This is a genomic window from Oceanobacillus sp. FSL K6-0251, assembly GCF_038004725.1.
In the GTDB taxonomy this organism is placed as follows: Bacteria; Bacillota; Bacilli; order Bacillales; family Amphibacillaceae; genus Oceanobacillus; species Oceanobacillus oncorhynchi.
This window is the reverse complement of the sequence record NZ_JBBORS010000001.1, coordinates 1,846,957-1,860,561: the sequence shown is the minus strand read 5'-3', so window position 1 is coordinate 1,860,561 and position 13,605 is coordinate 1,846,957. Positions and strand designations below refer to the sequence as shown.

Annotated in this window: 5 protein-coding genes, 14 tRNA genes, 3 rRNA genes and 1 pseudogene; 3 read left to right on the top strand and 20 right to left on the bottom strand. The window is 41.6% G+C overall.

The window, feature by feature from the left end:
• The first annotated feature begins 13 nt into the window (after nucleotides 1–13).
• Nucleotides 14–2,104, top strand: a complete 2,091-nt coding sequence (locus MKY45_RS09445) for a peptidase domain-containing ABC transporter (protein ID WP_193064518.1) — start codon at nucleotides 14–16, stop codon at nucleotides 2,102–2,104.
• Nucleotides 2,105–2,566: 462 nt separating this feature from the next.
• Here the strand turns inward: MKY45_RS09445 and MKY45_RS09440 are convergent, their stop codons facing one another.
• Nucleotides 2,567–3,772, bottom strand: coding sequence for an ISL3 family transposase (locus MKY45_RS09440; RefSeq protein WP_341172375.1), 1,206 nt, complete (start codon nucleotides 3,770–3,772; stop codon nucleotides 2,567–2,569).
• 392 nt (nucleotides 3,773–4,164) lie between these two features.
• Between MKY45_RS09440 and MKY45_RS09435 the strand changes: the two genes are divergently transcribed.
• Both MKY45_RS09435 and MKY45_RS09425 read left to right on the top strand, forming a co-directional pair.
• A complete protein-coding gene (locus tag MKY45_RS09435) occupies nucleotides 4,165–4,455 on the top strand; it encodes a transposase (RefSeq protein WP_226895040.1) in 291 nt (96 codons plus the stop codon).
• Between the two features lie 136 nt (nucleotides 4,456–4,591).
• A pseudogene (locus MKY45_RS09425) lies at nucleotides 4,592–5,291 on the top strand (IS3 family transposase); the annotation flags it as partial.
• 305 nt (nucleotides 5,292–5,596) lie between these two features.
• On the opposite strand, the gene MKY45_RS09420 reads toward MKY45_RS09425, so the two are convergent.
• From MKY45_RS09420 to MKY45_RS09335, 19 genes are all read right to left on the bottom strand, one after another.
• The gene (locus MKY45_RS09420) at nucleotides 5,597–6,358 is read right to left on the bottom strand and encodes a DUF2599 domain-containing protein (protein WP_226895037.1); all 762 of its coding nucleotides are present in this window, start codon (nucleotides 6,356–6,358) and stop codon (nucleotides 5,597–5,599) included.
• A 348-nt stretch (nucleotides 6,359–6,706) separates the two neighbouring features.
• Nucleotides 6,707–6,874 (bottom strand): transposase, encoded by a 168-nt coding sequence (locus MKY45_RS23295; protein WP_193064587.1) that lies wholly within the window; start codon nucleotides 6,872–6,874, stop codon nucleotides 6,707–6,709.
• 110 nt (nucleotides 6,875–6,984) lie between these two features.
• Nucleotides 6,985–7,066: transfer RNA gene (locus MKY45_RS09415), tRNA-Leu, on the bottom strand.
• Nucleotides 7,067–7,073: 7 nt separating this feature from the next.
• Nucleotides 7,074–7,147: transfer RNA gene (locus tag MKY45_RS09410), tRNA-Cys, on the bottom strand.
• A gap of 11 nt (nucleotides 7,148–7,158) precedes the next feature.
• A tRNA-Gly gene (locus tag MKY45_RS09405) sits at nucleotides 7,159–7,230 on the bottom strand.
• Nucleotides 7,231–7,235: 5 nt separating this feature from the next.
• Nucleotides 7,236–7,310: transfer RNA gene (locus tag MKY45_RS09400), tRNA-Gln, on the bottom strand.
• Nucleotides 7,311–7,351: 41 nt separating this feature from the next.
• Nucleotides 7,352–7,424 (bottom strand) — tRNA-His (locus tag MKY45_RS09395).
• Nucleotides 7,425–7,429: 5 nt separating this feature from the next.
• Nucleotides 7,430–7,503, bottom strand: a tRNA-Trp gene (locus MKY45_RS09390).
• Between the two features lie 15 nt (nucleotides 7,504–7,518).
• Nucleotides 7,519–7,604: transfer RNA gene (locus tag MKY45_RS09385), tRNA-Tyr, on the bottom strand.
• A gap of 13 nt (nucleotides 7,605–7,617) precedes the next feature.
• Nucleotides 7,618–7,690, bottom strand: a tRNA-Phe gene (locus MKY45_RS09380).
• A 23-nt stretch (nucleotides 7,691–7,713) separates the two neighbouring features.
• Nucleotides 7,714–7,790, bottom strand: a tRNA-Asp gene (locus MKY45_RS09375).
• 4 nt (nucleotides 7,791–7,794) lie between these two features.
• Nucleotides 7,795–7,871, bottom strand: a tRNA-Met gene (locus MKY45_RS09370).
• Between the two features lie 21 nt (nucleotides 7,872–7,892).
• A tRNA-Val gene (locus tag MKY45_RS09365) sits at nucleotides 7,893–7,968 on the bottom strand.
• A gap of 3 nt (nucleotides 7,969–7,971) precedes the next feature.
• A tRNA-Glu gene (locus tag MKY45_RS09360) sits at nucleotides 7,972–8,046 on the bottom strand.
• A gap of 15 nt (nucleotides 8,047–8,061) precedes the next feature.
• Nucleotides 8,062–8,153, bottom strand: a tRNA-Ser gene (locus MKY45_RS09355).
• Nucleotides 8,154–8,156: 3 nt separating this feature from the next.
• Nucleotides 8,157–8,231: transfer RNA gene (locus MKY45_RS09350), tRNA-Asn, on the bottom strand.
• 68 nt (nucleotides 8,232–8,299) lie between these two features.
• Nucleotides 8,300–8,415, bottom strand: a 5S ribosomal RNA gene (gene rrf / locus MKY45_RS09345).
• A 129-nt stretch (nucleotides 8,416–8,544) separates the two neighbouring features.
• Nucleotides 8,545–11,466 (bottom strand): 23S ribosomal RNA (locus MKY45_RS09340).
• A gap of 197 nt (nucleotides 11,467–11,663) precedes the next feature.
• A 16S ribosomal RNA gene (locus tag MKY45_RS09335) occupies nucleotides 11,664–13,227 on the bottom strand.
• The 16S, 23S and 5S rRNA genes sit together here with 14 tRNA genes alongside, the layout of an rRNA operon.
• Between the last annotated feature and the right edge of the window lie 378 nt (nucleotides 13,228–13,605).

Genomic DNA, 13,605 nt, shown 5'->3' with positions numbered 1-13,605 from the left:
AAGGTAATTCAACATGTATAACTTTAAAATCCCAATTATATTACAAAATCATCAGTATGAATGTGGTTTAGCTTGCTTATCAATGTTATTTAGCTGGAATGATAGCAAAGTGAATACTAATATGTTTGAACATAATTATAGTATCGGTAGAGATGGTCTTTCTGCCCAACAACTAAAACAGATTACTGAAAAGCATAATGCTGATTTTTATGCTTTTCAGGTCACTGATATTAAAGATTTTGTTATCAAAAGTAAAATCAAACAACCATTGATGTTACATTGGAAAAATAATCATTATGTAATTCTTAGAAAAATAAAAAACGGTATTTTTTATATTATTGATCCTGGTACTGGAGAAAAAAGCTATAGTGAAGAGGAGTTCTACAAAAATTTTTCAAATGTAGTCTTTTTTATAAATAAAAATGATAAGAATAAAAATATATTCTTTAAAAAGTCTAGCTATTTAAAAGATCTTTTAAGTATAGTAACTCCATATAAAAAATATATTTTTACTATTATATTTTTATCAGTATTATTTCAAATTTTGAATTTAATATTGCCGGTACTCACTCAATTTGTAGTGGATTCTAACGAACCTTTAGACAATAGTTCATTGTCCAGCATCCTGTTAACAGTAATATTAATAGTTGGTTTAAGCGTCTTTTTATTACATATGGCAAGAACTTTTTTTGTAGTAAACTTACAAATTAAAATCAACAATTACTTAACAGACGGGACAATAAAGAAAATTTTCAAGCTGCCTTTTAGCTTTTTTGAAAAAAATACTTCTGGAGATTTATCAACACGTATTAATAATATAACTGTGATAAGAGAAATTCTTTCAAATGTTATGACAAGCTTGCTTTTAGATGTGGCGTTAATATTTATTTTTTCAATTACTATGCTATATTATTCTCCACTTCTTACTGGCATAGTTTTCATAGCTGTCATGATTCAGTTATTGGTAACTAAATTTGTTATACCAAGAATAACTTTATATACAAATCAAGAAGTTGCAAATCAAACCCTTTTTCAAACAAACTTTTTATCGGTTCTTCAATCAATAGATTATATAAAGACTTTAGGAGATAATAAACTAATTTATAATAGAACTATTAATCCTTTCCATGAGCAATTAGAAAATTATAAGAAAAAAATGCTTTCTTCCGCAGTACTTGGTGGAACTTCTTATACAATTTCCGTTGCTCTACCATTGCTAATTATATACTTGGGTGTTTTTCAAATGGATTTCGTGGGTCTTAGCACAGGAGAAACTATAGCATTTTCAACAATAGCCGTAAGATTCTTAACTCCTTTTTCATCCATTTTTAATAGTATACAATCTTTTAAATATGTTGAAGAAATTTTCAATAGAATTAATAAAATTCTTTTGGAAGAAGATGAAAGTGAATTATTAAATAAAAGTAAAAAAATTAGTAACTTAAAAGGGAGTATAGATTTACAGAATGTTTCATTTGGTTATGGAGAAGTAAATGTTTTAAAAGATATAAATCTTAAGATTAACTATGGTGATAAAATTTTAATAAATGGTCGTAGCGGCAAAGGAAAAACTACCTTATTAAAGATAATCTCTTCTCTCCACTTTCCAACGAAAGGAAATATTTTAATTAATGGTATTAATCTTAATGAATACGATATCAGTAGTTATAGAGAAAATATAGGTATGGTCACTCAAGACGTTTCACTACTTTCAGGTACTGTTAGTGAAAATATTAACTTTTTTAATGAAACAGTTGATGAAGAAGTGATTATAAATAGTAGTAAAATAGCTTGTATATATGATGACGTTATGAAATTTCCTATGGGTTTTGATACCCTACTTGGGGAAAATGGAGCTAACTTGTCCGGTGGCCAGAAACAAAGATTGTCTATTGCAAGGGCAATATCTAGTAATCCAGATTTGTTACTTATAGATGAAGGAACTAGTAATTTGGACGAAGAAACTGAAAAAATTATAATAAATAATTTATTCCAATTAGATAAAACAATAATTTTCATTACCCACAGACATAATTATATTCCAGGTGTGAATAAAAAAGTTGATTTTACAGAAGAAACTATAAAAGTGACAGAATTTGAATAGTTAGTTATCAGATGTGTAGCATTATCCTATAATTAGTTTCCAAATCTTTTTCAATGCATAATTATTTAAATTCAAAAATATAAAATGCACCTCTGCATAAAAATGGTTATATAATAGTATCTATACTAACACTACCAATTTGCGAGGAGCATTTTATAGGATTATAATAATACTTTTTTCTTTTGGGAACATAATAGCTAATCTATATTCAATATCGAATCCAGGTTTTATTATGATAAAGAAAAATCATCCACATTCTATCTAAGCAAAACTAACTATGACAGAACCACCGCTGATTCATTATTCAATTCCACTTTGCTACTTTATATAAAATAATCCAGTTTTAATTTCAGTCTAAGTATATAGCAATTGTATATACTTAGACTATTACTTCTGTCCACGAATATGAATTTATCCGGTTCTATGTCAAATGTGGTGGTGGAAAAACATTCCTCCACCTCTTTATTTATAAGCTTGCTTCAGCACAAGCTTGACCTCTTGTTGCCATAGAATTTTCTTTCTCATTCGTTCAAAATTTTTAATTCCATAAGATAATCGTTTCAATACTTTAATCGTATTATTGACTCCTTCTATGTAGCCATTATTATAAGGATACATAAAAGAATGCAGAATTTCCTGGTGCCATCTTTTAAATGTACGTGCGACACGATGAAATCCTTCTAATGTGGATGCCTCTAACTTTTCCAGACATACTTCTAAACCGGAAGTTACATTGTATGCATCACTTTCTTTAAACCACGTATCTAACGCTTGTTTTAAATCATAGGCTTCTTTTAAACGGGCATCTATTTCTACTAATTGCTGTACTTTTTTCTTCTGATCATCCGAACAGGCTGCCCATGATTTCCAAAGAAGTTTCTTGGAGCGTTTCATTCGAAGCCGATCTTTTTTAGGAAGCTCCTTTTGAACTTCACGGCGCACCTCATCCAAAGCCCAATAGACCTGACGCATGAAGTGGAAACGGTCAGCGATAATCAGGGGATTGCCCAATGCTTTTCGAATGGCTTGTTTAAACGCTTGAGATAAATCCATCACAACCATTTCTACTTTACCTGTATCACATGACTTTAGATACTTCTCAATCGTTTCTACTTTTCGATCAGGTAAGATATCGATGATTCTTCTATTCTCCACATCGACCACATTCAATTGAAACCTCTCTCCATCCGCATCGCCTTTAAATTCATCAATCGCAATGACTCGAGGTAACACTTTACTGGAGGTTAGCTCCTTCCGATCAAACCACCGTAAAACACGATTCACTGTTACACCAGTTACCAGTGCTGCCGTACGAAAGGAACTCACCGCTGCATGCTTCATCGCTGTGGTCTGAACACTTGCTATACACCGTTGATAACGGTGTATCATCTGAAGCCGTTCATAAAAGGTGCGATGACAGGACACACAAATGTAACGCCTTTTCCGTAATGAAATATGAACTTCTTTTGTCGTAAAAGCAGGCCCTTGAATGCTTTGCCAACGGTAACCATGAATCCGTTTGGTTCTTTCTCCACAAAACGGACATTTCTGCATGCGCGGTTTCGTGAATAACTCCGCAACGAAATGACTTTCTTCTTCTCTGAGATCCCAGACATTTACATGAGAATCTTTTATTCCTAATAACTCTGTGATAAAATGATGATGCACTCTTTTCCTCTCCCATTCCTTTTGTCTCGACAACTCAAGGTTATCAGAGAGAGGAAAAGGAGTGTATTTTTTTGCCTCCGTTCCATCTGGCGATGGAACGGAGGACACCACCACATTCAGTATAGAGCCATTTATCCGTAAAAGCTTCTTTTCTCTAATAAAAAAGTATGAATATCAATTCTTCATTTTGGTGACGAACGACGAACTCTCCCCTCCCATTAAGCATTTATAATTAGCTTCAGGTAAAAGCGTACTGAATTTGTCATTAAATATTTTTAACGGGTTTAAAGTCCTTTATAAGAAGTCTATGTTTTTTTAAAATGTGTTGAAATGACAATATATAATGGACCCAAGAATCTAGACACGAAAAAAGGAGATGTTAAGGTAGGTATATGAAACGAAAAAGATATACAGCCGAATTTAAATCACAAATCGTGTTAGAAGCCTTGAAGGAAGAAAAATCTATGAGCCAAATTGCATCAGAACACGGAATCCATGTGAACCAGATTCATAAATGGAAGACACAGTTCCTGCAAGATATGCCTCAAATCTTTGAGAAGCAAAACAAAGACTTGAAAAAAATGAAAGCCGAACATGAAGCACAGGTAGAAAACTTGTATGCCGAAGTCGGGAAACTAACCACGCAATTGTCGTGGCTTAAAAAAATCTGGCATCCACCATGACTAAAAAGAACGCATGTAATTGGTGGACTGGAACGATGCAGAAATATCTATTTCGGAACAGGCTAAATTGATTGGAATCAATCGTTCCAGTCTTTACTACAAGCCCGTGCTGCCATCAGCCGAAGAAGTGGCAGTGAAGCACCGTACTGATGAGATTCACACCCAATTTCCGTTCTTCGATTCACGCAGTATTACCCAATTATTAAACCAAGAAGGAGTGAAAATTAATCGAAAGAGTACAGCGTCATATGCGTGAGATGGGCATTCAAGCCATCTGCCCTGGTTCAAATTTGAGTAAACGCAATCTGCAGCACCGTATTTATCCTTATCTATTGAAAGGAGTGAATATCAGCCGCCCCAACCAAGTTTGGAGTATTGATATTACGTATATTCGTCTGCATCATAGCTGGATGTATTTAACAGCAATTATAGATTGGTATTCCCGTTATATTATTAGTTGGGAGTTGGATCAGGTGCTGGAAATGGACTTTGTCCTACAAACTGTCCAACAGGCATTCACGGTGAGCGCGCCTGAGATATTTAATAGTGATCAAGGCAGCCATTTTACAAGTCCGAAATATATTCATCTTTTAAAGGAACATCCATCCATACAAATCAGTATGGACGCAAAAGGACGAGCATTGGACAATATCATGATTGAACGCTTTTGGAGAAGCTTGAAGTATGAGAAAGTCTACTTAAAAAACTATGATATTCCAAGACAAGCCAGAAGCAATATCAACAATTACACGGACTTTTATAAAATTGGTGTCTTGACAATTGGGTTCACTTTAATAGGTGATAGAAAGATTTTCTATCACCTATTATCTACTTGAGTATGACATCCAATATGTACCAGCCATACAATCTTTTTTATCGCCTTTTGCGGTAGGCTTTACCAGTTCAACGCCTCCTGTATACTTAATGCGCATGCCAAGCATCATGACATTCGGAATACAGGAGGTTTTTATATTCCCATATCGACAAACGCTAAAATTATATAAGGAAAGGAGTTTACGAAATATTGCATAACGCCAGATTCTTTACACTTGATTGTAGTGGACGCAACTTCCCTTTTCTGCAATTGTTACTCAGATATCCGCATTCAATAGCTCAAACCCATCCACAATACACAACTGAACTATGGATTACATCCATTCAGAACTGTTTCTATATAACCCACATCAGGTCTACTAGGTTCTATATTCCAAGGCGTTTTATTGCCTTTCGCAAAATCAAAATGGCAACTATATTGATCTTTCATACCATTTTGATTATAGAATTGGTCGTCATTTACGTGTCCATCTAACAACTTTTGCCAACTATCATTTCGAATAGATGCCCAATCGAATATTCCGGATTCCCATAATAAAGGTTTTGGATCAATACTCAAAGATATTATACCGTCTCTTTCTATCCAATCACTAGAATAGAAATAATCATCATAGGAGTATGAAGCTATTAAATAAGTAATATCTACAGTATCTTGTTGAGAAGTAATACGTAATTCAAGACTTTTACCATCTTTTTCGATTAATTGAATATTACTATTATTCTCAAAAGAAATTATACCGATAGAATTTCCATAAGCATCGTATATATTAGCTGAATTCAATAAGTTCCCTTCTTCGTCTCTATTAATCTTGATATCTTCACCTTCTTCAAAGTTAAATGGAAGTTCAAACTTCAATTCTTCATTCTGTTCTTGGGTTAATTTACCAAGAGTTACTGTTTCTTTAACCTCATTGTTGCTTACATTTCTATCTACATTAATCAGATGTGGAGATGTTGGTTCTTTAAAAAAATTACTTTCGTTATTGTTTTGGGCGAAAACAAAATTTGTTGGGATAAATAATAGAGCTAAAAGCATCAATAAACATGCGAAAATTAAACTTTTTCTCATTATTTTAATTATTCCTCCTTTTATAAATTTTATTTGTTATATAATAACATAATTTAAATAAATTGCAATAATTAGATAATATTTTCTAGGTTTAAATTTTATATTATCAAAGATAGTATTTTAATAACTACATTAACATTGTTGTTGTATTAATCTGTTGTTCCATAAGGTCCTGCCATTTGGCATACGCTTCGATTTTCATTCCGTCTATATAGATTGTTTCACCGGTAACCGCTTCTTGTTGATATAGCCATACGACTTGTTGGAAAAAGAGCTGTTCCATCACGGTATCGGTCAGATATTTTGCTTTAAACGACTTATAATAGAATAATCGGGAGCTTCATATCCTTAAAGAATCCAACAAAAATTGATATACTTGCGACATGCTTTTTCGATCTCATGGGAAGAATAGATTTTTTGCGAAACTGCGTAGGTGATAATTTTAAATAGAATGACTGGATCGACTGCCGGTCTTCTCCCTTTGGAAGAAACAGCAACGAAAAAACAACCTAAAATTAGAGTCTGCTAAGTGAAATAACCACGGGAATATTGAGTATGTCAGGTGGTTCTCTACGAAAAATCCCCGCTAAAACTGTATCTCAACAGCTTTAACGGGGATTAATGAATACCGGTGGTCGGGGTCGAACCGACACTCCTTACGGAACACGATTTTGAGTCGTGCGCGTCTGCCAATTCCGCCACACCGGCATGTGTTTGGAGGCGGTAACCGGATTTGAACCGGTGATAAAGGTTTTGCAGACCTCTGCCTTACCACTTGGCTATACCGCCATTTATTTTAGAGCGGAAGACGGGATTCGAACCCGCGACCCCCACCTTGGCAAGGTGGTGTTCTACCACTGAACTACTTCCGCAAAAATGGCTGGGCCACCAGGATTCGAACCTGGGGTACACGGGATCAAAACCCGATGCCTTACCGCTTGGCTATGGCCCAACGATTCTATTATTGATTTATGTAGTATTAAATAAAAAAGGGGCGACCGGTGGGGATCGAACCCACGTGTGCCGGAGCCACAATCCGGTGCGTTAACCACTTCGCCACGACCGCCATATTGGCAGGGGTAGTAGGAATCGAACCCACATCAAAGGTTTTGGAGACCTTCGTTTTGCCGTTAAACTATACCCCTATGATATTTTATAAATGGTGGAGGGAGTAGGACTCGAACCTACGAACCCGATGGGAGCGGATTTACAGTCCGCCGCGTTTGGCCAACTTCGCTATCCCTCCACTAAATGAAAGGTGGCTCGGGACGGAATCGAACCGCCGACACAAGGATTTTCAGTCCTCTGCTCTACCGACTGAGCTACCAAGCCAAATCTTATTTCAAATGTTTAAGTGGCGGTCCGGACGGGACTCGAACCCGCGACCTCCTGCGTGACAGGCAGGCATTCTAACCAACTGAACTACCGGACCATTTTGGTTGCGGGGGTAGGATTTGAACCTACGACCTTTGGGTTATGAGCCCAACGAGCTGCCAGACTGCTCCACCCCGCGATATGAATTTATGAACTTACATGGTGGAGGATGCAGGGCTCGAACCTGCGACCCCCTGCTTGTAAGGCAGGTGCTCTCCCAGCTGAGCTAATCCTCCATTTGGTGACCCGTACGGGATTCGAACCCGTGTTACCGCCGTGAAAGGGCGGTGTCTTAACCGCTTGACCAACGGGCCATGTAATAGTTTAAATGGCGGAGAGCGAGGGATTCGAACCCTCGAAGCCGCGATAGCGGCTTACACGATTTCCAATCGTGCTCCTTCGGCCTCTCGGACAGCTCTCCATATGGCTCCACAGGTAGGATTCGAACCTACGACCGATCGGTTAACAGCCGATTGCTCTACCACTGAGCTACTGTGGAATAATTCCATAATATTAAAGAAAGAAGTAATTCGCTTGTCCTTAAGGACTTCATAAGAGAATACTCTTGCCTGGCAACGTCCTACTCTCGCAGGGGGAAGCCCCCAACTACCATTGGCGCTGAAGAACTTAACTTCTGTGTTCGGCATGGGAACAGGTGTGACCTCTTCGCTCTCGCCACCAGACAATGTTTTAAAAATCAGTAACAATCAATATTATAATCGTTTTTGAGAAAAAATCAAGTACTAATTTCAAAAAATATGTAAGAATTTGCACCCTGAAAACTAAATAAGAGTAACGTGACATGAAAAAACTTAGATAAGTCCTCAATCGATTAGTATCCGTCAGCTGCACGTGTCGCCACGCTTCCACCTCGGACCTATCAACCTCATCGTCTCTGAGGGATTTTACTCACTTCAAGTGATGGGAAGTTTCATCTTGAGGGGGGCTTCATGCTTAGATGCTTTCAGCACTTATCCTTACCACACGTAGCTACCCAGCTATGCTCCTGGCGGAACAACTGGTACACCAGCGGTGTGTCCATCCCGGTCCTCTCGTACTAAGGACAGCTCCTCTCAAACTTCCAACGCCCACGACGGATAGGGACCGAACTGTCTCACGACGTTCTGAACCCAGCTCGCGTACCGCTTTAATGGGCGAACAGCCCAACCCTTGGGACCGACTACAGCCCCAGGATGCGATGAGCCGACATCGAGGTGCCAAACCTCCCCGTCGATGTGAACTCTTGGGGGAGATAAGCCTGTTATCCCCGGGGTAGCTTTTATCCGTTGAGCGATGGCCCTTCCATGCGGAACCACCGGATCACTAAGCCCGACTTTCGTCCCTGCTCGACTTGTAGGTCTCGCAGTCAAGCTCCCTTCTGCCTTTACACTCTTCGAATGATTTCCAACCATTCTGAGGGAACCTTTGGGCGCCTCCGTTACCTTTTAGGAGGCGACCGCCCCAGTCAAACTGCCCGCCTGACACTGTCTCCGAACCGGATTACGGTCCTGGGTTAGAATGGTCATACAGTTAGGGTGGTATCCCACGGATGCCTCCACGTAAGCTGGCGCTCACGCTTCAAAGGCTCCCACCTATCCTGTACAAACTGCACAAACATTCCATATCAGGCTACAGTAAAGCTCCACGGGGTCTTTCCGTCCTGTCGCGGGTAATGCGCATCTTCACGCATAGTATAATTTCACCGGGTCTCTCGTTGAGACAGTGCCCAAGTCGTTGCACCTTTCGTGCGGGTCGGAACTTACCCGACAAGGAATTTCGCTACCTTAGGACCGTTATAGTTACGGCCGCCGTTTACTGGGGCTTCGGTTCAAAGCTTCGCTCCGAAGAGCTAACTCTTCCCCTTAACCTTCCAGCACCGGGCAGGTGTCAGCCCCTATACTTCGCCTTTCGGCTTCGCAGAGACCTGTGTTTTTGCTAAACAGTCGCTTGGGCCTATTCACTGCGGCTCACTCACAAGTGAGCACCCCTTCTCCCGAAGTTACGGGGTCATTTTGCCGAGTTCCTTAACGAGAGTTCTCCCGCTCACCTTAGGATTCTCTCCTCGCCTACCTGTGTCGGTTTGCGGTACGGGCACCTATGATCTAACTAGAGGCTTTTCTTGGCAGTGTGAAATCAGGAACTTCGGTACTCTATTTCCCTCCCCGTCACAGCTCAGAATCATGTCAGACGGATTTGCCTATCTGACTTCCTCGCATGCTTGGACGCACATCCATCGGTGCGCACTCCTTATCCTCCTGCGTCCCCCCATTGCTCAAACAATCATGAGGTGGTACAGGAATATCAACCTGTTGTCCATCGCCTACGCCTGTCGGCCTCGGCTTAGGTCCCGACTAACCCTGAGAGGACGAGCCTTCCTCAGGAAACCTTAGGCATTCGGTGAAAGAGATTCTCACTCTTTTTTCGCTACTCATACCGGCATTCTCACTTCAAAGCGCTCCACCAGTCCTCACGGTCTGACTTCGCAGCACTTTGAACGCTCTCCTACCATTGTTCGTAAGAACAATCCGCAGCTTCGGTGATACGTTTAGCCCCGGTACATTTTCGGCGCAGCGTCACTCGACCAGTGAGCTATTACGCACTCTTTCAATGATGGCTGCTTCTAAGCCAACATCCTGGTTGTCTGTGCAACGCCACATCCTTTTCCACTTAACGTATACTTTGGGACCTTAGCTGGCGGTCTGGGCTGTTTCCCTTTCGACTATGAACCTTATCACCCATAGTCTGACTCCCAAGCGTAAGTAACTGGCATTCGGAGTTTGACTGAATTCGGTAACCCGGTAGGGGCCCCTAGTCCAATCAGTGCTCTACCTCCAGTACTCTCTATCTTGAGGCTAGCCCTAAAGCTATTTCGGAGAGAACCAGCTATCTCTGTGTTCGATTGGAATTTCACCGCTACCCACACCTCATCCCCGCATTTTTCAACATACGTGGGTTCGGGCCTCCAGTCAGTGTTACCTGACCTTCACCCTGGACATGGGTAGATCACACAGTTTCGGGTCTACGACCGCATACTCATTCGCCCTGTTCAGACTCGCTTTCGCTACGGCTCCGTGTCTTCCACTTAACCTTGCATACGATCGTAACTCGCCGGTCCATTCTACAAAAGGTACGCCGTCACCCATTAACGGGCTTCGACTACTTGTAGGCACACGGTTTCAGGTTCTATTTCACTCCCCTCCCGGGGTGCTTTTCACCTTTCCCTCACGGTACTGGTTCACTATCGGTCACTAGGGAGTATTTAGCCTTGGGAGATGGTCCTCCCGGATTCCGACGGAATTCCACGTGTTCCGCCGTACTCAGGATACACTCCGGAGGAAATTCCTTTTCGATTACAGGGCTGTTACCTTCTTTGGCTGACCTTTCCAGGTCGATTCATCTAAAGAATTTCTTTGTCACTCCAATGGAATGTCCTACAACCCCAAGAAGCAAGCTTCTTGGTTTGGGCTCTTTCCGTTTCGCTCGCCGCTACTCAGGAAATCGATGTTTCTTTCTCTTCCTCCAGGTACTGAGATGTTTCAGTTCCCCGGGTCTGCCTCACCTACCCTATGTATTCAGATAGATGTACTGTTCCATTACGAACAGTGGGTTCCCCCATTCGGAAATCCTCGGATATCATGTTTACTTACAACTCCCCGAGGCATATCGGTGTTAGTCCCGTCCTTCATCGGCTCCTAGTGCCAAGGCATCCACCGTGCGCCCTTATTCACTTAACTAAAGTTTTTGAATAAGATGGCTGATTACAGAATGTAATCAGTTGTGTCGCTATATCAATAGCTTTTTTGCCTTATTTTTAAAGTTTGATGTCGTTGTTACTCTTATTTAGTTTTCAAGGTACAAACTTCCTTTGAGAGAATTGCTCTCTCAAAACTGAACCAAACAACCACGTACGAATTCCGTTATATATCCTTAGAAAGGAGGTGATCCAGCCGCACCTTCCGATACGGCTACCTTGTTACGACTTCACCCCAATCATTCGTCCCACCTTCGGCGGCTGGCTCACGTCTGTGTTACCTCACCGACTTCGGGTGTTACGAACTCTCGTGGTGTGACGGGCGGTGTGTACAAGACCCGGGAACGTATTCACCGCGGCATGCTGATCCGCGATTACTAGCGATTCCGGCTTCATGCAGGCGAGTTGCAGCCTGCAATCCGAACTGAGAACGGTTTTATGGGATTTGCTGGACCTCGCGGGTTCGCTTCCCTTTGTTCCGTCCATTGTAGCACGTGTGTAGCCCAGGTCATAAGGGGCATGATGATTTGACGTCATCCCCACCTTCCTCCGGTTTGTCACCGGCAGTCACCTTAGAGTGCCCAACTAAATGCTGGCAACTAAGATTAAGGGTTGCGCTCGTTGCGGGACTTAACCCAACATCTCACGACACGAGCTGACGACAACCATGCACCACCTGTCACTTTGTCCCCGAAGGGAAAACTCTATCTCTAGAGCGGTCAAAGGATGTCAAGACCTGGTAAGGTTCTTCGCGTTGCTTCGAATTAAACCACATGCTCCACCGCTTGTGCGGGTCCCCGTCAATTCTTTTGAGTTTCAGCCTTGCGGCCGTACTCCCCAGGCGGAGTGCTTAATGCGTTAACTTCAGCACTAAGGGGCGGAAACCCCCTAACACCTAGCACTCATCGTTTACGGCGTGGACTACCAGGGTATCTAATCCTGTTCGCTCCCCACGCTTTCGCTCCTCAGCGTCAGTTACAGACCAGAGAGTCGCCTTCGCCACTGGTGTTCCTCCACATCTCTACGCATTTCACCGCTACACGTGGAATTCCACTCTCCTCTTCTGCACTCAAGTCCTCCAGTTTCCAATGCACGTTTGCGGTTGAGCCGCAAGATTTCACATCAGACTTAAAGAACCGCCTGCGAGCGCTTTACGCCCAATAATTCCGGACAACGCTTGCCACCTACGTATTACCGCGGCTGCTGGCACGTAGTTAGCCGTGGCTTTCTGGTCAGGTACCGTCAAGGTACGATCAGTTACTATCGTACTTGTTCTTCCCTGACAACAGAGTTTTACGATCCGAAAACCTTCATCACTCACGCGGCGTTGCTCCGTCAGACTTTCGTCCATTGCGGAAGATTCCCTACTGCTGCCTCCCGTAGGAGTCTGGGCCGTGTCTCAGTCCCAGTGTGGCCGATCACCCTCTCAGGTCGGCTACGCATCGTCGCCTTGGTGAGCCGTTACCTCACCAACTAGCTAATGCGCCGCAGGCCCATCTGTAAGTGACAGCAAAAGCCGCCTTTCAACTTTCTATCAGGTGATAGAAAGTGTTATCCGGTATTAGCTCGCGTTTCCGCGAGTTATCCCAGTCTTACAGGCAGGTTGCCTACGTGTTACTCACCCGTCCGCCGCTCGTTCCACGAACTTCCCTCCGAAGAGTTCCGTTCGCTTCCCGCGCTCGACTTGCATGTATTAGGCACGCCGCCAGCGTTCGTCCTGAGCCAAGATCAAACTCTCCATAAAAGTGTTTGAAACATTAGCTTTCAGAAGTCAACTTCTGACTTATTTTTTAAGAAAAACGAGGTTGTCTTTCTTCTTTCGTACTGGTTGTTTTGTTCAGTTTTCAAAGAGCAATTTGTATTGCTTCGCTTCAAGCAGCGACTCTATTAATATAACATGAAAGCAAATTTGTTGTCAACAACTTTTTTTATTTCATGTTAGCTGAGCGCCCGCTCAAATCAGCAACGAAATTAACTTTACCATGCTGAAAATAGAAAGTCAACGATTATTTTAAAATTTATCCGAAGTGGATTTTAAAAACAGCTTCATATAGGGGAACTGTAAGTTTAACAAATGATAGACAACGAAACAAAACGTTGCCATACCAGCTTTCAGAGAGCT

Coding starts and splice junctions, on each gene's coding strand:
- MKY45_RS09420 (WP_226895037.1), bottom strand. CDS start 6,358: ATGAGAAAAAGTTTAATTTTCGCATGTTTATTGATGCTTTTAGCTCTA.
- MKY45_RS09445 (WP_193064518.1), top strand. CDS start 14: ATGTATAACTTTAAAATCCCAATTATATTACAAAATCATCAGTATGAA.
- MKY45_RS09435 (WP_226895040.1), top strand. CDS start 4,165: ATGAAACGAAAAAGATATACAGCCGAATTTAAATCACAAATCGTGTTA.